Consider the following 17,806-nt stretch of genomic DNA (forward strand, 5'->3'; position numbering starts at 1 on the left):
TCCGCTGCCACCGGGGATGTTAACCGCCCGGACGCGGCGAAGGTTGCGCCGTCCCGTTCAGGTGTCCGCCCCGCCCGTCGGCGTCGGACCCAGCCGGGCCAACGCCAACGCCAGGTCACTGACCTGGTCACCGAGCTGCGCCACCCGCCGCTGGGCCGCGTCCCGGTCGGTCTCGGCGGCGTCGAGTCGTACCGTCAGGGCGGTGACCTGGCCCTCGGCGGCGGCCGTGGCCTGCCGGGCCGCGGCAACCTCGGCGGTGAGGGTGTCCCGGTGGGCGGCGGTCGCGGCCAGCTCCGCGCGCAGCCGCGCCGCGAGTTCGGCGGCCTCCTGCCGGGCGTCGTCGGCCTGCTGGGCCGCGACCTGCGCGCGGTCGCGGGCCCGGTCGGCCTGCTCGCGGGCGCGGGCGGCGTCGGCGGCCTCGGCGCGGGTCCGCGCGGCGTCGGCGCGGGCCTGTTCGATCTGCCGCCGTACGTCCTGCACCTCGGCCTGCCACCGCCCGGCCCGCTCGGTCGCCTCCGCGGCGGCCCGGGTGGCCCGTTCGGCGTCGGCGCGCGCCGCGTCGCGTTCCACGGTCAGGTCGGTGACCCGTTGCCGCTCGGTGTCCCGTTCGGCCCGCAGGTCGCGCACCTCGGCGCGGGCCTGGTCCCGGTCACGTTCCGCCTGGGCGCGCAACGCCTGCGCGGCGCTGACGTCGTGGCGGGCCTGGTCGCGGGCGGCCTCGGCGTGCTGGGCGCGTTCGTCGGCCGCGGCGGCCCGCCGCACGGCCTGCTCGGCGCGCTGCCGGGCCTCGTCGGCGTCGGCGTGCGCGGCGCGGGCCTGCTCGCGGGCTCGTGCGGCGTCGGCCGCCGCGGCTTCGGCGTCGTCGCGGGCCTCGTCGCGTTCGGTCTGCGCCGCCGCGACCTCGGTGGCGGCCTCCGCGCGGGCCTGCGCGAGTTGCCGCTGCACACCCACCGGCGACAACTCGGCGTGCAGCGACTCGGTCAACGTCTCGACGATCTGGTCGAGGCGGTCCACCGCCTCCCAGGTGCGGGCCACCTGCCCGGGCAGGCCGGGGGCGTTGCGGTGGCGCATCCGACTGTTGCGGGAGGCGCGCTGGCAGGCGCCGTCGTTGTCCCGGCAGTAGCGAAACGGTCGGCCCGCGCCGACGCGCTGCGCCACCGGCGCTCCACAGTGGGCGCACGGACGGGTTTCGGTGGTGCTGGGCTGGGCGTCCATCGAGGGCGAAGTCTAGTGCCGACCGTTCAGGTCGTCGTCCGGGCGGTGGCGTCCAGGGTGTAGCGGCGTTGCAGCAGCACGGCCGCGAGCATCGCCACCGCCGGCAGCAGCCCGAAGCCGTAGCGGACCGCGGCGAGCGCCGCGTCCGGTTGCACCGTCGACTCACCGGCCGTCGAGGCCACGAAACCACCGACGGTCAGGCACAGGGCGTACGCGTACGGACCGAGGGCCGCGCCGGTGGCCTCGGTGGCCGTCCACACCCCGGTGTACGTGCCGGCGCCGGTGGTGGCGGGGGCCGCGCGGATCACGTCGGGCAGCATCGAGAACGGCAGCAGTTGCATGCCGGCGAACGCCACGCCGAGCACCGCCACCGCGCCGATCAGCACCGGCAGGCCGGCCGGGCGGCCCACCGCCAGCACCAGCGACCCGAGGGCGAACGCGGCCTGCGCGCCGAGCAACGCCCGTTGCTTGCCGACGCGGCGGGCCACCATCAGCCAGGCCGGGGTGACCAGCAGCGCCGGAGCGACGAACGCGGCCACCAGCACCGTGGTCAGGCCGGTGGCCCGCAGTTCGTACTCGGCGTAGTAGGGCACCCCGGCGAGCACCAGGTGGGTGGTGGTGGACATCGCCAGGTAGGCGGCGACGAGCCAGCGGAACTGCCGGTCGCGCAGCGCGGTGCGCAGGGCGCGCCACCCGCCGTGCCCCGCCGGGGTGGGGTCCGCCGCCGACCCGCGCAGCCGGCGGATGCCGGCGACGCCGACGAGCATGGCCACCAGCATCCCGACGGCGAGGAGCAGGCCCATCCGCTGGTAGCCGGAGCGGGTCGCGGTGTCGCCGCCGGTGAGCAGCGGCGCCAGCAGGCCGGACACCAGGATGCCCAGGGTCAGCACGACCATCCGGAACGCCATCAGCCGGGTGCGTTCGTCGTAGCCGATGCGCAGGTCGGCCGGGGTGGCCAGGTAGGGGACCTGGTAGGTGGCGAAGAGCAGGTTGCCGACGACGAAGAACACCGCCACCCACGCCGCCGCCGGCGGGCCGGTCAGGCCGCCGGGCACCGCGAACAGCGCGGCGAACGCGAGCGGCAGGGCGCAGCCGACCAGCAGCAGGCGTCGCCGGTCGCCGCGTCGGGTCTGCTCGACGTCGGCGCGGTGACCCACCCAGGGGTGCAGCACCACGTCGGCGACCTTGGGCAGCAGCAGCGCGATGCCGGCCAGCCACGGGTCGACGGCCAGCACGTCGGTGAGGAAGTAGAGCAGCAGCAGGCCGGGCACCGTCACCCAGACACCCATGCCGAGTGAGCCGGCCGCGAAGCCCGCCAGGGGGCCACGGGGGAGCGTCGCGTCGGTGGCGGCCACGGGCCGCCCGTCGAGCCCGGTCATCGCCGCGTCCTCTCCGCAATCCAACGGTTGCTGGATTCTAGGGGCAGAATGGCGGCCATGACCATGCCCCGACGCCGTCCGGGTCGCCCGCGACGCGACGAGACCCGGCCGACCCGCGAGGTGGTGCTCACCGCCGCGACCGCGCTGTTCGCCGAGCGTGGCTTCGACGCCGTCGGGCTGCGGGAGGTCGCCGCTGCCGCCGGGGTCGACGTCGCCACCGTCGCGCACCACACGGGTACGAAGGCGGCGCTCTACGACGCCTGCTTCGCCCGCGTCTTCGCCGCCGAGCGGGAGGTCCTCACCGAAGCCGCCGAGCAGGCCCGCGCCGCTCTTGACGCGGGGCCGGACGCGGCGCGGCGAGCCCTGCACGAGCTGGTCGACGTCTTCGTCGACTTCCTGGAGGACCGCCCGGAGACCACCGCGCTGTGGCTGCGCCGCTGGTTGGAGCCGCAGCGGCACGCCGAGTTGGACCAGCGCTACGCCGACCCGTTGTACCGGCTGGTGGCTGAGCTGCTCGGCGCCGCAGCGGCGGCCGGCGCGCTGGCGGAACCGACCCCGCACATCACCGTACGCAGCCTGGTGTGGGCGACCCACGGTCACGTGGTGGCGTTGGCGGCGGGCGCGCCGGGGGCACGGGAGCGGCGCGAGTTCCGGGCGTTCGTGCATCGGCTGCTCGACGGTTTGTACGGGCCGTCGACCTCTTGACGGGTGACCGCCCGACGACGATTATCCATCAGACGTTGGATTTAGATGGGGGCGGCGATGGGCGTACCACCTCAGGTGGCGGTGATCGGCGCCGGCGCGGCCGGGCTCGCCGCGGTCAAGGCGTTGCGCGACGTCGGCGCGGCGGTGGTCTGCTTCGAGGCCACCGACCAGGTCGGTGGCCTCTGGGTGTACGGAGCCGCCGACTCACCGGCGTACCGGACGTTGCACCTGAACACCAGCCGGGGCCGCACCCAGTTCGCCGACCACCCGATGCCCACCGACTGGCCCGACTACCCCGACCACACCCGGGTCGCCGGCTACCTGGCCGACTACGTCGACCGGTTCGGGTTGGGCGAACACATCCGGCTGCGCCACACCGTCGAGCGGGTCACCCGCAACCAGGACGGCACCTGGACGGTGGCCGCGAGCGGGCCGGACGCACCGGTCGAGGTCACCGTCGACGCCGTGGTCGTGGCCAACGGACACAACCGGGTGCCCAAGCTGCCCGAGCCGTCGTACGCCGGCACCTGCACCGCCGAGCAGATGCACAGCCACGACTACCGGGGTCCGGAGCAGTTGGCCGGCAGGCGGGTCCTCGTCGTCGGGGGCGGCAACTCCGCGATGGACATCGCCGTGGACGCCTCGTGCGCCGCGACCCGCACGTTGCTGTCGTTGCGCCGCGGCGTCTGGGTGGTGCCGAAGTACCTGCTGGGTCGCCCCTCGGACACCCTCAACGGGGCGTTGGCCCGCCGGCTGCCGTGGCGGCTGCGGCAACGCATCAGCCAGACGATGCTGAGCACCACCGTCGGCAACCCCACCCGCTACGGGTTGCCCGCGCCGCGCCACGGCTTCCTGCAGGACCACCCGACGCTGTCCGACGGGTTGCTGTCCCGGCTGACCCACGGCGACGTCGAGGCCCGACCCGGCATCGCCTCCGTCGACGGTGACCGGGTCGAGTTCACCGACGGGCGCAGCGACAGCGTCGACCTGATCATCTGGTGCACCGGGTACCGGGTGGTGGTCCCGTTCCTCGACCCGGCGCTGCTCGGCGACGGCCCGGACAGCCTGCCGTTGTACCGGCACGTGTTCCACCCGGACGCCCCCGGTCTGACCTTCGTCGGGCTGGTGCAGTCCACCGGATCGGCGTTCCCCCTGGTCGAGGCGCAGGCCAAACTGGTCGCCGCGCACCTCGCCGGCCGGTACGCGTTGCCCGACCCGCAACGACAGCGGGCCGCCTGCCGGGCCGACCTGCGGGCCGCGACCGCCCGCTGGGGTCAGCGCCGTCCGGCGATGCGCGTGGACTTTGACGTCTACCTGGCCGAGCTGACCCGGGAGTTGGCGGCCGGGGCCCGCCGGGCCGCAGCCGGAGCCCGGCGGTGACGCACCGGTCGCTGGCCGGCCGCCGGGTGCTGGTGACCGGGGCGAGCGGCACCTTCGGTCGACACCTCGGTACGGCGTTGACCGCCGCCGGCGCGCGGGTGGTGGGGCTCGACCTGCACCCTCAACCCGACGGCGAGGTGCCGGTGCTCGGCTGCGACCTCACCGACCCGGACGCCGTGGCACCGGCGGTGCGGGCCGCCGTCGACCAGCTCGGCGGGCTCGACCTGCTGATCAACAACGCCGGCGTGGGTGGCCCCGCCCCGGCCGAGCTGCCACCCGACGAGGTGGTCCGCCGGCAACTGGAGGTCAACCTGCTCGCCGCGTGGCGGACCACCGCCGCCGCCCTGCCGCCACTGGTCACCGCCCACGGACGGGTCATCTTCGTGGCCAGTCGGATGGCGGTGCTGCCGCTGCCCCTCGCCGCCGCGTACGGGGTGAGCAAGCGGGCACTGGTGGCGTACGCCGACGCGCTGCGGCACGAGGTGGGCAGCCACGTCGGGGTCAGCGTCGTCTACCCGAGCATGGTCGCCTCACCCATCCACGACAGCACCGCCGAGGCGGGACTGTCGTTGCAGGGCGTGTCCCGCCCCGAGCCGGTGCAGGGGGTGGTCGCGGCGATCCTGCGTACCGCGACTGCCCGTCGGGCACCCCGGGACGTGGCCACCACCGCCCGTGGCCGCCTGGAGATGGCCGTCGGCCGGCACGCGCCCGCGCTGGCCGACCGGCTGGTGCGCCGTACCCTCGCCGCCCGGCTCGCCGCCGGTGACCTGGACGCCGCGCCGCTGGCCGCCGGGATGGTCCGCCGCCACCGAGGCCGGTGACCGCCGGGTCAGGCCGCGGCGACCGCCGCGCGGGACCGGTCGGTGGCGATCCGCACGGCCAGCGCGGCCAGGGCCGTGCCGGTCACCCAGCGCTGCACGCGTAGCCAGACGGGTCGGCGGGCGAAGAAGCCGGCGAGGGAGCCGGCGGTGAGCACGATCAGCGCGTTCACGCTCAGCGCGACAGCGATCTGGGTGAGGCCGAGCAGCAGGCTCTGCGTGGCCAGGTGCCCGCGCGCCGGATCGACGAACTGGGGCAGCAGCGACACGTAGAGGATGGCGATCTTCGGGTTCAGCAGGTTGGTGACCAGACCCATGGTGAACAGCCGCCGGGGTGGGTCCGGTGGCAGCGGCGCGGGCGTGAACGGTGAGTGCCCGCCGGGGCGCAGCGTCCGCCAGGCCAACCAGAGCAGGTAGCCGGCGCCGGCCAGTTTGACCACCGCGTACAGCGTCGGCACCAGGACGAACACGGCGGCCAGGCCGGCGACAGCAGTGGCCAGGTAGACGCCGAAACCGGCGGCCACCCCGAGCAGCGAGACCAGCCCCGCCCGGCGACCCTGCGCGACCGAGCGGGACACCAGGTAGACCATGTTCGGGCCCGGTGTCAGCACCAGCCCCAACGCGACCAGCGCGATGCCCAGCAGCCCACCCGAACTCACCATCGGTGTTCCCCCTTTTCGATAGTCCCCACACTGACCGTAATCGGGACGAACATCGCGGCCGAGGGCCACCTGGCGGCCCGTGGCCTGCGCTTCGGCCCGGTGCCGCCGGCCGGGAATGGTCGCCGGGGCGGGTGCGCTGATCTCTTGCGACGCCCGCTGCCGTCCGGAGGCGACGGGCTACCGTGACCGGGGGAGGTGCCGCAGGGTGACCGAGGCGTGGGAAGCGGCCGTGGAGGCACAGATCCTGGGCGCCGCGCAGCGCGGTGAGTTCGACGACCTGCCGGGCATGGGCAAGCCGATCCCCGGCCGGGGTATGCCGTACGACGAGTCATGGTGGATCAAGAGTTTCCTGGAGCGTGAGGCGCTGCCCAGCGACCTGCTCCTACCCACCCCGCTGCAACTGCGCCGACGCATCGAGCAGATCCCCGACGAGGTCCGCGACCTGCCCACCGAACAGTCCGTACGCGACGTCGTGGGGCAGTTGAACGCGCAGATCGTGGCCTGGCTCCGCAACCCCGACGGCCCCCGGGTGGTGGTGCGTCCGGTGAACGCCGACGAGGTGGTCCGCCGCTGGCGCGCCGAGCACGCCCCACCGAGCGTGTCGACGCCACCGACCGAGCGGGCCGCCGTCGTCGCCCCGCCGCGCCGGTCCCGCCGTTCCTGGTGGCCGCTGCCGTGGCGGCGCCGGTCGCGCTGACGCGTCTTGTCGACCTTGCACGCCATCGGCAGACTGTGCGGATGGTGATCGAGGTGCGGGCGGCGGAGCTTGTCCTGCGACCCTGGGTGGACGACGACCTGGACGGGCTGCTGGCGGCGTACCGGGATCCGGTGCTGCGCCGATGGACGCGGCTGCCGGTGACCAGCATCGCCGAGGGCCGGCACTGGCTTTCGCGGACGCGGCAGGACTGGGCCGACGGCCGGCGGTACAGCTTCGCCGTTCTCGAAGACCTTGCGGAGGGTCCACGGCTGGTGGCGAACGTGGTGCTCAAGGGCGTCACGCCGCAGCGCCCCGCACCGGAGGTGGGCTACTGGACGGCGTCGTGGGCGCGTGGGCGTGGAGTCGCCCCGCGCGCGGTCACCGCGCTCAGCGGCTGGGCGTTCGACCGGTTCTCGGGGCTGACGCATCTGGACCTGCTGCACCAGGTGGACAACGTCGCGTCCTGCCGGGTGGCACAGAAGTGCGGCTTCGTCTACGAGGAGACGCTGCCCGCCCGGCCGCCGACCTTTCCGCTGGACGGGCACCGACACGTGTTGCCGGTGCCCGATCGTCAGCTCCATCCGGAGCGGATGCGGTAGAGCGCGGTCCAGCCCGTCAGTCCACGGCAGCGTGCCAATTCCAGGAGGTACGCCGCGCCCGGTCGGGCAACTCACCACGGCCGGTCATCCAGAGCAGCACCTCGGGGGCGGGGCCGGCCGGAGCCTCCGGGAAGAGTCGCCCCAGCACCAGTGCGCTCAGCCGCTGCGGTGGCTGCCACGGCACGCCGAGGCCGAGGGTGATGTCGTGGGTGTGCAGCAGGGTCTCGGCCACGCCCATCGCCGCGAAGCCCTCCGGATCGCAGGGGCCGTAGTGCCAGGCCCGGGCGTCGGGCGGGGTCGCGTCGACGACGGCGGCGAGCATCCCGGCGCAGGCCCGCACGACGGTGAGGGTCCGTGCCGGGCTCGCGTCGGGGGAGACCCGCAGGTCGTACGGCAGGTAGCCGTCATCGGGGCGGCCGGTGACCTGGCCGGCGTACGCGAGGAGGTCGTGCGCGACGTGCGCCGCCGTGGTCCAGCAGCTCCACGTCAGCGTGCCGGCGGGCACCGACCAGTCGTGCTCGCGGTGCGGGTGCAGCACGCGCGTCATCTCGTCGGCCGCCTGGAGCAGGTCGGCGCCGGTCACCTGTGACATCCGTCGACCCTCGCAGGTCCGGTCGGGCGTGGCAATCGAGATCGGCGACCAACCCCCGGGGATAGTCTTGAAATTGCAGCGCTCTGTTTAAATATTGCAGTTCGTTGTTGGATTTTCTAGGCTGCCCTGGTGAGCGAGCAACCCCTGGTCCAGGCGAGGAATCTGACCAAGACCTATCCACCACGCGGGTCCACAGCGGAGTTCCGCGCTGTCGACGGCATCGACTTCGCGCTTGAGCGGGGCGAGTCGTTCGGGCTCCTCGGCCCCAACGGCGCCGGCAAGTCCACCACCATGCGGATGATCGCCGCGACGTCGCCGATCAGCGGCGGCAGCCTGCGCGTGCTCGGCATGGACCCGATGACACAGGGGCCGCAGATCCGCGCCCGGCTGGGCGTCGTGACCCAGGACGACCACCTCGACAACGAACTGACCGTCCGGGAGAACCTGCACATCTACGGGCGATACTTCGGGCTGCCACGCGCCGTCATCCGGGAACGGGCCACCCGACTGCTCGACTTCGCCCAGCTCCAGGAGAAGGCCGGCGACCAGGTCGAGACGCTCTCCGGCGGCATGCGTCGGCGGCTGACCATCGCCCGTTCCCTGATCAACGAACCCGACATCCTGCTGCTCGACGAGCCGACCACCGGCCTCGACCCCCAGGCGCGACACATCCTGTGGGACCGGCTCTTCCAGCTCAAACAGGAGGGGGTCACGCTCATCCTCACCACGCACTACATGGACGAGGCCGAGCAACTCTGCGACCGGCTCATCGTCGTCGACCACGGCCGGATCGTCGCGCAGGGCTCCCCCCGGGACCTCATCAGCAGGTACGCCACGCGGGAGGTCCTCGAACTGCGCTTCCGCCTCGACGAACGGGACACCGCGGCGGAGAAGCTGCGCACGTCGGCGCTGGCCACCGGCAGCGACGGTCGCGTCGAACCGCTTCCCGACCGGGTGCTGGTCTACACCGCCGACGGAGAGGCCGCCCTCGCCGCGGTGCACGCCATGTCGCTCACGCCGCTCACCGCGTTGGTCCGCCGGGCGACGTTGGAGGACGTGTTTCTCAAGCTCACCGGCCGATCGCTCATCGAGTAGCAGGGGGACCACTGGTGCTTCGCGCATTCCGGTACTGGGTCACGCGCTACCGGCGTACCTGGCGCGGCTCGATCGTGATCAACGTGCTGAACCCGTTGCTGTTCCTCATCGGCATCGGCGCCGGCCTGGGCTCCCTCGTCGACGACAACGCGCCGGCCCAGATCGCCGGCGTCTCCTACGCCGCGTTCTTCGCACCGGGCATGCTGGCCGCCGCCGCGATGCAGAACGCGTTCCTGGAGGGGGCCGGGGGCGTGGCCCGGGCCGCGGGCTTCGGGGCGTACCGCAGCGCCACGCCGACACCACTCGACCCGGAGCAACTCGCCGCCGGGCACCTGCTCTTCATTGCCTTCCGGGTGCTCGTCGCCAGCGCCGCCTTCATCGCGGTGATGGCCGCGTTCGGGTTGATCGGGGGATGGTGGGCCCTCGGGGCGCTGCTCGGCGCGACGCTGACCGGGGTCGCGTTCGCGGCGCCGGCGGCGGCGTGGGCGGTCGGTGTGCGCAAACTGCGCCGCATCGACACGGTCTTCCGCTTCGTGATCATGCCGCTCTACATGTTCTCCGGCACGTTCTTCGCCGTCACGCAGCTACCCGAGTGGATCCGGCCGGTGTCCTACCTGCTGCCGCTGTGGCACGGAGTGGAGCTGTGCCGCACGCTCAGCCTCGGCACGGCGACGGTCGGCGGCAGCTCCGTGCACATCGCCTACCTGCTGACGCTCGCGATCGGCGGCTTCCTCGTCGCCCGCGTCACCTACCGCCGACGGTTGCACCCGTGACGGCCTCCGTCCAGAGCCTCGTGGAGACAGCATGACCACCGTCGTCGTACCGGCGTGGACGAGACGCCGAGCCCTCGCGCTCATCGAACGTAACTTCATGATCTACCGCCGGTCGGTCACCCCGCTGCTCAACGCGCTCGTCGAACCGATCCTGTACCTGCTGTCGATCGGCGTCGGCGTCGGGCTGCTCGTCGGCACCGTCCCCGGCGTCGAGGTCCCCTACGTCGTCTACGTGGCCCCGGCGATCCTGGCCACGACAGCGATGAACACCGCGTTCAACCAGACCAGCTTCGGCGTCTTCATCCGGATGAAGGTCGAGAAGACCTACGAGGCGATCCTGCCGACACCGCTCTCCGTCACCGACATCGCCGTCGGCGAGGTCACCAGCGCAATGATCAACGCGTTGCTCACGTCGATCGGCTTCCTCGCCCTCATGGCGGTCGGTGGGCTGGTCACCTCGGCGTGGGTGCTGCTGGCCCTACCCGCGTCGGTCCTCATCGCGTACGCGTTCGCCGCGGCGGGGCTGGCCGTCAACACCTACCTGCGCGACTTCGCCGACTTCCAGTACATCCAGCTGGTCATGCTGCCGATGTACCTGTTCGCCACCACGTTCTATCCCCTGTCGGTCTACCCGGAGGCGGTGCGACCCGTGATCCGGGCGCTGCCGCTCTACCACAGCATCGAGCTGGTACGCGAACCAGCGTTGGGTCGCCTCAGCTGGGACCTGCTGATCTCGGCGGTCTACCTCGTCGCGTTCGGGTCGGTAGCGATGTACGTCGCCACCCGCCGGATGACCCGGGCGATGCTGCGCTGACCCCTACACGCCGAGGTGACGGACCTGGTCCGTCACCGCCGCCAGGAGGGCGATGAGCGCGGGAGCGGGTGGCGTGTCCCGGGTGGCGGCGACCAGGCGCCGTCTGAGGGTGGTCTCGGCGATGTCCCGGACCGCGAGCGCGGGGTCGTCGCGGGGCAGGGTCAGGGCCGGCATGAGGGCGACAGCTGTCGCGGCGCGGACCAGTTCGAGTTGGACGTCGGCGTCGTTGGAGCGGTGCCGCAGGTCGGGTTCGTAGCCGCCGAGGGCACGGCAGGTCCCGACCACCATGGCGTGGTGGCCGGTGCCCTCGGCCGAGGCCGCCCAGATGTCGGAGCGCAGATCGGCCATCGCGACGGGTCCACCGGATCGGGCGAGTGGATGCGCGGCGGGGAGCACGATCCGCAGGGGCTCTTCCAGCAGGAGCGTGAACCGCAGACCGGCCGGTCGTGGGCGGGGATGGCTGTCGTACTCGTCGCCGATGACGAGGTCGACGGTGCCGAGGCGCAGGCCGGGCAGGGACTGTTCGAGTTCGAGTTCGAAGATCTCCACGCGTACCTGCGGATGCTCTGTCTTCAGGCGCGCGACGGCGGGGATGAGCAGGCGGCGGGCCGCCGACTGCAGGCCGCCGGCGCGGACGGTGCCGCGGATGTCGCCGCCGAGGGCGGCGAGGTCGGCCTGCGCCGCCTCGGCGGCGGAGAGCAGGACTCGCGCGTGCTGGGCGAGGAGGTGCCCGGCGTCGGTGAGCCGCACCCCCCGGCCGGCCTTGTCGAGCAGACGGGTGCCGACCTCCTTCTCCAACAGGGCGAGTTGTTGGGAGATGGTGGACGGGCTGTAACCCAGAGCAGCCGCCACCGCCGCCAGGGTGCCGCGCTCCTCGAACTCACGCAGGAAGCGCAATCGCCGCAGGTCCAGCTCGACCATGCGGGAATCCTAACGATTGACCTCCGGAAGTCATCGCTGGACCTGATCGGTCGGGTCTTCGATCCTTGCTGCATGGGTGCAGCACTGTGTCTCGTGTCCGCCGCGTGCTTCGGCGCCATGGCGATCTTCGGCAAGCTCGCCTACGACGCCGGCGTCTCCACCGGGGAGTTGCTGCTGGTGCGGTTCACCCTGGCCGCGGTCCTGCTCGGCATCGCGTTGCTGGTGCGCCCGGGCCTGCGCCGGGCTCCGTCTGCCCCCGGGCGGCCGGCGATGAACGGCCGCCGCGTCCTGGCCGTCGCCGTCGCGCTGGGTGCCATCGGGTACGCCGCCCAGGCGGGCCTGTTCTTCGGCGCCCTGCAACTGATGGACGCCTCGCTGCTGGCACTGATCCTCTACACGTACCCCGTCCTGGTGACAGTGGGGGCGGTGCTGCTCGGCCGGGACCGGCTCTCCCCGAGGCGCGCCGCCGCGCTGGTGGGCGCATCGGGCGGAACGCTGCTGGTCCTGCTCGGCGCCGGTGGCGTGGGTTTCCATCCGCTCGGCGCGCTGCTGGCCTTCGCCGCCGCGCTGACGTACACGACCTACATCCTGGTCGCCGACACCGTCGTGCACCGGCTGGCACCCGTGGTGCTGTCCGCGCTGGTGCTGACCGGCGCGGCCGGAACCCTCGCCGTCCACGCCCTGCTCACCGGCGGCGTCGACCTGACCTTCGGGTGGCGGGGGTGGCTCTGGGTCGCCTGCATCGCCGTGGTGTCCACAGTCGTGGCGATGCTGACCTTCTTCGCCGGGCTGCGGCGCACCGGCCCGTCCACCGCCGCCATCCTGTCCACCGTCGAACCGGTGGTCACCGCCGTCCTCGCCACACTGGTCCTCGGCGAGAACCTGACAGTGGTGCAGCTCGTCGGCGGTGCCCTGGTGCTGTCCTCCGTCGTCGTCCTCCAACTCCGGTCGGCCCGCGTACGACGCCCGTCACGGGATCCGGCACGCGACGACGTCGCCGAACCGACGGCGGTGGCGCCGTAGGGGGCGCTGTCAGCCGGCCGCGGCGGGGTGCGAGTCGAGGCGCTTGGTCGAGCCCACGGCGAGAGCCTGGTCGACGTGCTGGATGCCCGCGCGGATCAGATCGCCGTACTGGTCGGTCGGCAGATGCTCGGCGAGGCTTCGAGCGGTGCTCAGGTACGCCCGCGCCCGGTCGGGGTCGCGTAGCCGTCGGTGCACGTCGGCGAGGTTCAGGTGCAGCGACGGCAGGAAGCCCCGTACCTGGAGCGCGTGGTGGTGCTGCTGGGCGCGTTCGTCGGTGAGGTCGGTGGCGGCGGCGAGGGCGCGTTCGTCCCACACCAACTCGACCTCGGGGGTCTCCTGCAGGTCGGCGAGGTAGTGGGCCACTGTGCAACGGTGCAGTGCGTCGCCGGCGGCGCCGATCTCGTCCCACAGCGCGGTGAGGCGGTGCCGGGCTTCGGTCGGGTCACCGGCCTGGCCGAGCTGCACCGCCTCGATGATGCGCGTCATGGTCGGGTCGGATGTGGGCTGGTCGTCCATGACGCCGATGCTCGGGCCTCGACCGGGTCGAGGGTCAAGTCACGCGTGCGCCGGCTACCGCTGCGGGCGCTCCCCGAGGGCGGACACGACGGCCCGTTGCAGCACCGCCGTCGTTCCCAACACCGTGCCGGCGGGTCCGTCGGGGGTGTCCGCGACGAGATAGCTGCGCTCGCCGAGGTACTCGTACGTCCGCTCGTCGAAGATCCACTCGTCGCGTCTGTCGAGCTCGGTGTGCCCGACGGCGATGCCCCGCCGGCCGGCCGCGTCGGTGACCCCACGGACCACCTCGACCCCGGGGATCTTCGCCGCCGCCCGGTAGAGCGCCGCGCTGGTCTGGGGCGGCACCAGCGACTCGCGCAGGACGTCGCCGATCGCGGTGAACGCCGCGCCGTCGCGGCTGTTACCCCGACCCCGTTGCTCCCGCTCCTGGTAGAGCTTCGCCAGCAGCGCGTCCGGGTCGGTGGGCAGGTCGACGAGCGTCGCGTTCGGCGTCACGTCGTCGAGTCGCGACTGCCGGGGGACCACCCCCGTGAGGGGTCCGTCGAAGCGCGGCTCCCGCAGCAGGCCCTCGCCCGGTTCGTAGCGCGGGATCCAGAGCTCCCGTTCGCGTACCGGCTGCAGTCGGGCCGGCCCGTCGCCGAACTCAACGAAGGCACCCCGGCTGCGGATGTAGACGTACTCGCCCTCGCCGGACGTCGGGCCCGGCTTGTCGACGGCGGCTTCGGCCATCCGGTTCAGCAGCATCGTGGCGCCGGCCGGTTCTCCCGGCGCGACCGCCACGACCAGTGGCGCGCTGTCCGGCGCCCACGGCTGGGTGACCACGCCGGCCGCGACCACGGCGGTCAGCACGCCCGCCGCCGGCGCGAGCACCAGCATCCGTCGCGACCGCCGGGCCGGCCGTCCGATCTCGTTCATCAGATGGTGTCGCAGTGCCTGCCGGCGCATGGCCGGCAGGGCCGGCACGTGGGGGGCCGTGGGCTCGCTCATCGGTACTCTCCCTGCTCGACGGGAATCGTTCGGGTACGTGCCATCTCCTGCTCCGCCAGCGCCCGCAACCGGGTCCGGGCCCGGGACAGCCGTGACCGCACCGTCCCGACGGGTACCCCCAGCGCCTCGGCGGCCGCCGCGTAGTCCAGTTGCGACCACACGCACAGCAGGAACACCTCCCGGTCCGCCCGACGCAGTGCCCGCAGCGCCGCCACGACGGCGGCCACCTGGTCGGCGTCGTGCATCCGAGCGACCACCTCGTCGGCGAAGTCGGGGACCGTGTCGCGTGCCGGCAGCCGCCGTAGCGCCTCCCGGTGCCGCCGCGCCGCCCGCCGCCGGTTGCGCAGCACGTTGGTGGCGATGCCCAGCAGCCACGGCCGGAGACTGTCCCCGTCCGGGCGCAGCGACTCGCGGATCCGCCACGCCTCGAGGAAGGTCAGCGACACCACGTCGTCGGCGAGCGCCGGGTCGCTGCCACTCCACACCGCATGTCGGCGGACCGCGTCGGCGTGCTCGTCGAAGAGGTCCCCGAACGCCTCGGTGTCTCCCGCGCGGATTCGGCTCCGCATCTCAGCTGTCACACCGGTACCTGTCCGCAGCCGTCCCTGAGTTCCCGTATTCGCCAGCCGACCTGTCCTGCCCGGTCCCGTGTTGCGTTGTCGATGTTGGCAGACTGGTCCGCATGACAGGTCTGACCGCCGACATGGTGGTCGACGGTCGTGAGCCGCGGGCCCCCGTCCTCGCTCGGAACGGGCGTCTGCTCAGCTACGTCCTCGCTCCCGTCAGCCGGGTCGGTGACCACCTTGACACCCAGGTCTGGCTTGCCGACGTCGATGACGTGGGCGTGGCGCACCGGGTGACCGCCGACACCGCGACGGAGTCTTCGCCACGCTGGTCGGCGGATTCGAAGGCGCTGTTCTTCCTGTCCGACCGCACCGACCGTGGCACACCACAGCTGCACAGGTTTGCCGTGGCCGACGCCACGGTGACCGCGTTGACCACCTGGCGTGCCGGCATCATCGACCATCTGCCCCTCGCCGGCCCCGGCCTCGTCGCCCTGCTCGCCGAGGACGAACCCACCGAGGAGGACGAGCGCCGCGCCCGGGACCGCGACGACGCCATCGTCGCCGGCGAGCGGGAGTCACGTGCCCGGCTGCGGCTGCTCCACCTCGATACGGGCAGCGTCATCACGCCGGATGTGTTCGGCGACCGACACGTCGTGGAATTGCGGCAACGGCCCGACGGCGGCCCGCTCGCCGTGCTGACCCGGGCCAGCGCCGACAGCGACCACGGCCCCCGCAGCAGCCGGTTGCACCTGTTCGACCATGTCACCGGGACCGTGGAGGACCTTGGACCGGTCGCGGCCGATGCACGCTCGCTGGCCTGGTGGCCGGCTGAGGACGGCTGGCACCTCGGTTACCTCGCCCTCACCCCACCGGCACTCCACGCCGGCACCGCCGTGTTCGACCTCGCCCTGGGCAGCCGCGTCCTGCGCAACCGCACCGCTGATCTAGCGATGTGTCCCACCGAGCTGTGCCAGACCGATGCCGCCGCACTGGTGGTCTTCGCCGACGGCCTGAACACGACAGTGGCCCGGCTCGGCCCCACCGACCTCACGATCCTGTCGACGCATCCGGGACGCCTGAACGACCTCACCACCACTGGCACCGGCGCGACGATCGCCGCGCTGACCGGTGGCCGGTATCAACCCGTCGACGTCCATGTCGGCCCCCCGACCGGGCCACTACGAAAGATCACCGACACTCGCCCAGAGCTGAGCGGGCTCACCCTCGGCACGCAGGAACCGCTGGCCTACCGGGCTACCGACGGCCTCGCCCTCGACGGTCTACTCGTACTCCCGATCGGACGAACTGCCTCCGACGGCCCGTTCCCGCTGATCACGATCGTGCACGGCGGCCCCTACGACCGCTACGCCGACCGCTGCCAGTTGTTCTGGTTCCCCAGCGCGCAGTGGCTGGCCGCCGCCGGCTATGCGGTGTTCCTGCCCAACCCGCGCGGCGGCCAGGGCCACGGCCACCAGTTCGCCGCCCGCGTCGCCGGCCGGGTCGGTCAGGAGGAGTGGACCGACATCCAGACCGGCATCGACCTTCTCATCTCCCGGGGCATCGCCGACCCCCACCGGCTCGGCATCGCAGGGTGGAGCCACGGCGGCTTCATGTCCGCGTGGGCCGTCGGCCAGACCGACCGGTTCCGCGCCGCGCTGGTCGGCGCCGGGGTCGTCGACTGGGGCATGCTCGCCGCGACCGGGGAGAACGGCCAGTTCGAAGCGGCGCTCGGTGGCGGCACCGGCTGGTCCGGCGTCGGCCCACACCGACACGACGCGCTCAGCCCCGTCTCCTTCGCCAGCCACATCCGCACGCCGGTGCTCATCCTGCACGGCGCCGAGGACACCAACGTCCCCCTTGGACAGGCCGTCTACCTGCACCGGGCGCTGCGCCACTTCGACGTCGAGCACGAGTTCGTGATCTACCCGAGAGAGGGCCACTCGATCCGGGAACGCAATCACCAACTCGACGTCCTGCGCCGGACCCGGGTCTGGTTCGACCGCTGGCTCCGACCCTGACGGGACGGCACAGAACCGCCGCCACCTGGGCAGGTCTTTCAGCGCCTGCCGCATATGGCCAGTCTAGGTGTTCACACGCGAGGGGCGTCGTTGTCGGCGAACCGGTCGAGGGCACGAAGAACGTGCTCCCGCGTCTCGGTGCTGCCGAGATGTCCCGCGCTCTCGATCACGGTCAGGGTGGAGTCGGGCCAGGCACGGTGCAGGTCCCACGCCGTTTGCAGCGGTCCGCCCAGGTCGAGTCGGCCATGGATGAGGACGCCGGGGATGCCGGCCAACTGGTCGGTATCGCGCAGTAGTGCGCCTTCCTCCAGCCACGCCCCGTGGGAGAAGTAGTGCGCGCAGATCCGCACGAAGGCCAGCCGTGCCGCGGGAGGGCGGTCGCCGTACGGGTTGGATACGCCACCGGTCTCCCCGGACAGGACCGCGTCTTCCCAGGCGCACCAATCGATCGTGGCCCTTTCCCGTACGGCGAGGTCAGGATGTTCCATGAGGCGGGCGTAGGCGGCGACGACATCCCCGTCGCGGGATGTGCCCGGGGCGCCTTCGAGAAATCGTTCCCACTGTTCGGGGAAGAACCGGCCGACGCCCCGGTAGAGCCAGTCGATGTCGGCGCGCCGGGTCATGGTGACGGCGGAGATGACGATCTCGGACACCCGCCGGGGGTGTTGCTGCGCGTAGGCCAGGATGAGCGTGGAGCCCCAGGAGCCGCCGTGCAGCAGCCAGCGGTCGATGCCGAGGCGTTCGCGGAGCCGCTCCATGTCGGCGATCAGATGCCAGGTGGTGTTGTGCTGCATGTCGGTCGCCGGGTCGCTCGCGTGCGGTGTGCTGCGGCCGCAACCACGCTGGTCGAACAGGACGATCCGGTACCGGTCGGGATCGAAGTACCGGCGCCAGCCGGTCCCACACCCGGAACCGGGCCCGCCGTGGACGACCAGCGCCGGCTTACCGGCCGGGTTGCCGCACACCTCCCAGTAGACGAGGTTGCCGTCGCCGACGTCGAGCATGCCCGTGTCGTACGGATCGATCGGCGGGTAAAGCTCGGTCAA

At 72.7% G+C, this 17,806-nt stretch carries 19 protein-coding genes; 10 read left to right on the plus strand and 9 right to left on the minus strand.

The features are described 5' to 3' along the window. Nucleotides 1–57 precede the first annotated feature (57 nt). Nucleotides 58–1,215, minus strand: a complete 1,158-nt coding sequence (locus O3438_RS05135; RefSeq protein WP_269678825.1) for a hypothetical protein — start codon at nucleotides 1,213–1,215, stop codon at nucleotides 58–60. Nucleotides 1,216–1,241: 26 nt separating this feature from the next. Then, complete coding sequence (locus tag O3438_RS05140; protein ID WP_269678826.1) at nucleotides 1,242–2,594, minus strand: MFS transporter; 1,353 nt, start codon at nucleotides 2,592–2,594, stop codon at nucleotides 1,242–1,244. A 57-nt stretch (nucleotides 2,595–2,651) separates the two neighbouring features. Here O3438_RS05140 and O3438_RS05145 point away from each other — a divergent pair, with 57 nt between their 5' ends. From O3438_RS05145 to O3438_RS05155, 3 genes are read left to right on the plus strand one after another with little or no spacing between them, the layout of a single operon-like run. After that, nucleotides 2,652–3,299, plus strand: coding sequence for a TetR/AcrR family transcriptional regulator (locus tag O3438_RS05145; RefSeq protein WP_269678827.1), 648 nt, complete (start codon nucleotides 2,652–2,654; stop codon nucleotides 3,297–3,299). Nucleotides 3,300–3,356: 57 nt separating this feature from the next. Continuing rightward, nucleotides 3,357–4,679: a flavin-containing monooxygenase gene (locus tag O3438_RS05150; protein ID WP_269678828.1), complete on the plus strand. Its 1,323-nt coding sequence runs from the start codon at nucleotides 3,357–3,359 to the stop codon at nucleotides 4,677–4,679. Then, complete coding sequence (locus tag O3438_RS05155; protein ID WP_269678829.1) at nucleotides 4,676–5,500, plus strand: SDR family NAD(P)-dependent oxidoreductase; 825 nt, start codon at nucleotides 4,676–4,678, stop codon at nucleotides 5,498–5,500. The genes O3438_RS05150 and O3438_RS05155 overlap by 4 nt, the downstream gene beginning before the upstream one ends. 8 nt (nucleotides 5,501–5,508) lie before the next feature. Here the strand turns inward: O3438_RS05155 and O3438_RS05160 are convergent, their stop codons facing one another. After that, the gene (locus tag O3438_RS05160; RefSeq protein WP_269678830.1) at nucleotides 5,509–6,159 is read right to left on the minus strand and encodes a LysE family translocator; all 651 of its coding nucleotides are present in this window, start codon (nucleotides 6,157–6,159) and stop codon (nucleotides 5,509–5,511) included. Between the two features lie 205 nt (nucleotides 6,160–6,364). Here O3438_RS05160 and O3438_RS05165 point away from each other — a divergent pair, with 205 nt between their 5' ends. After that, nucleotides 6,365–6,856, plus strand: coding sequence for a J-domain-containing protein (locus O3438_RS05165; protein ID WP_269678831.1), 492 nt, complete (start codon nucleotides 6,365–6,367; stop codon nucleotides 6,854–6,856). 41 nt (nucleotides 6,857–6,897) lie between these two features. Next, nucleotides 6,898–7,455 (plus strand): GNAT family N-acetyltransferase, encoded by a 558-nt coding sequence (locus O3438_RS05170; RefSeq protein ID WP_269678832.1) that lies wholly within the window; start codon nucleotides 6,898–6,900, stop codon nucleotides 7,453–7,455. A 16-nt stretch (nucleotides 7,456–7,471) separates the two neighbouring features. Here O3438_RS05170 and O3438_RS05175 read toward each other — a convergent pair whose 3' ends face one another. Further along, nucleotides 7,472–8,047, minus strand: a complete 576-nt coding sequence (locus O3438_RS05175; RefSeq protein WP_269678833.1) for a maleylpyruvate isomerase N-terminal domain-containing protein — start codon at nucleotides 8,045–8,047, stop codon at nucleotides 7,472–7,474. 126 nt (nucleotides 8,048–8,173) lie between these two features. Here O3438_RS05175 and O3438_RS05180 point away from each other — a divergent pair, with 126 nt between their 5' ends. Genes O3438_RS05180 through O3438_RS05190 form a run of 3 tightly spaced genes read left to right on the plus strand, consistent with a single transcriptional unit; the run spans nucleotide 8,174 to nucleotide 10,729 of the window. Beyond that, nucleotides 8,174–9,142: an ABC transporter ATP-binding protein gene (locus tag O3438_RS05180; RefSeq protein ID WP_269683572.1), complete on the plus strand. Its 969-nt coding sequence runs from the start codon at nucleotides 8,174–8,176 to the stop codon at nucleotides 9,140–9,142. 14 nt (nucleotides 9,143–9,156) lie between these two features. Next, the gene (locus O3438_RS05185) at nucleotides 9,157–9,915 is read left to right on the plus strand and encodes an ABC transporter permease (RefSeq protein ID WP_269678834.1); all 759 of its coding nucleotides are present in this window, start codon (nucleotides 9,157–9,159) and stop codon (nucleotides 9,913–9,915) included. A gap of 31 nt (nucleotides 9,916–9,946) precedes the next feature. Continuing rightward, the gene (locus O3438_RS05190) at nucleotides 9,947–10,729 is read left to right on the plus strand and encodes an ABC transporter permease (protein WP_269678835.1); all 783 of its coding nucleotides are present in this window, start codon (nucleotides 9,947–9,949) and stop codon (nucleotides 10,727–10,729) included. A gap of 3 nt (nucleotides 10,730–10,732) precedes the next feature. Here the strand turns inward: O3438_RS05190 and O3438_RS05195 are convergent, their stop codons facing one another. Beyond that, entirely contained in the window at nucleotides 10,733–11,650 is a 918-nt protein-coding gene (locus tag O3438_RS05195; protein WP_269678836.1) for a LysR family transcriptional regulator, read from the minus strand. Between the two features lie 72 nt (nucleotides 11,651–11,722). Between O3438_RS05195 and O3438_RS05200 the strand changes: the two genes are divergently transcribed. Then, nucleotides 11,723–12,673 (plus strand): DMT family transporter, encoded by a 951-nt coding sequence (locus tag O3438_RS05200; RefSeq protein ID WP_269678837.1) that lies wholly within the window; start codon nucleotides 11,723–11,725, stop codon nucleotides 12,671–12,673. A 9-nt stretch (nucleotides 12,674–12,682) separates the two neighbouring features. Here O3438_RS05200 and O3438_RS05205 read toward each other — a convergent pair whose 3' ends face one another. The 3 genes from O3438_RS05205 to O3438_RS05215 are packed head-to-tail and all read right to left on the minus strand — an operon-like array spanning nucleotide 12,683 to nucleotide 14,757. After that, nucleotides 12,683–13,189 (minus strand): hypothetical protein, encoded by a 507-nt coding sequence (locus tag O3438_RS05205; RefSeq protein ID WP_269678838.1) that lies wholly within the window; start codon nucleotides 13,187–13,189, stop codon nucleotides 12,683–12,685. A gap of 54 nt (nucleotides 13,190–13,243) precedes the next feature. Then, nucleotides 13,244–14,176, minus strand: coding sequence for a CU044_5270 family protein (locus O3438_RS05210; RefSeq protein WP_269678839.1), 933 nt, complete (start codon nucleotides 14,174–14,176; stop codon nucleotides 13,244–13,246). Then, nucleotides 14,173–14,757 (minus strand): RNA polymerase sigma factor, encoded by a 585-nt coding sequence (locus tag O3438_RS05215; protein ID WP_269678840.1) that lies wholly within the window; start codon nucleotides 14,755–14,757, stop codon nucleotides 14,173–14,175. The genes O3438_RS05210 and O3438_RS05215 overlap by 4 nt, the downstream gene beginning before the upstream one ends. 101 nt (nucleotides 14,758–14,858) lie before the next feature. Between O3438_RS05215 and O3438_RS05220 the strand changes: the two genes are divergently transcribed. After that, nucleotides 14,859–16,760 (plus strand): S9 family peptidase, encoded by a 1,902-nt coding sequence (locus O3438_RS05220; RefSeq protein ID WP_269678841.1) that lies wholly within the window; start codon nucleotides 14,859–14,861, stop codon nucleotides 16,758–16,760. A gap of 71 nt (nucleotides 16,761–16,831) precedes the next feature. Here O3438_RS05220 and pip read toward each other — a convergent pair whose 3' ends face one another. Further along, entirely contained in the window at nucleotides 16,832–17,806 is a 975-nt protein-coding gene (gene pip / locus O3438_RS05225) for a prolyl aminopeptidase (RefSeq protein WP_269678842.1), read from the minus strand.

It is taken from the genome of Micromonospora sp. WMMC250, assembly GCF_027460215.1.
Classification (GTDB): domain Bacteria; phylum Actinomycetota; class Actinomycetes; order Mycobacteriales; family Micromonosporaceae; genus Micromonospora; species Micromonospora taraxaci.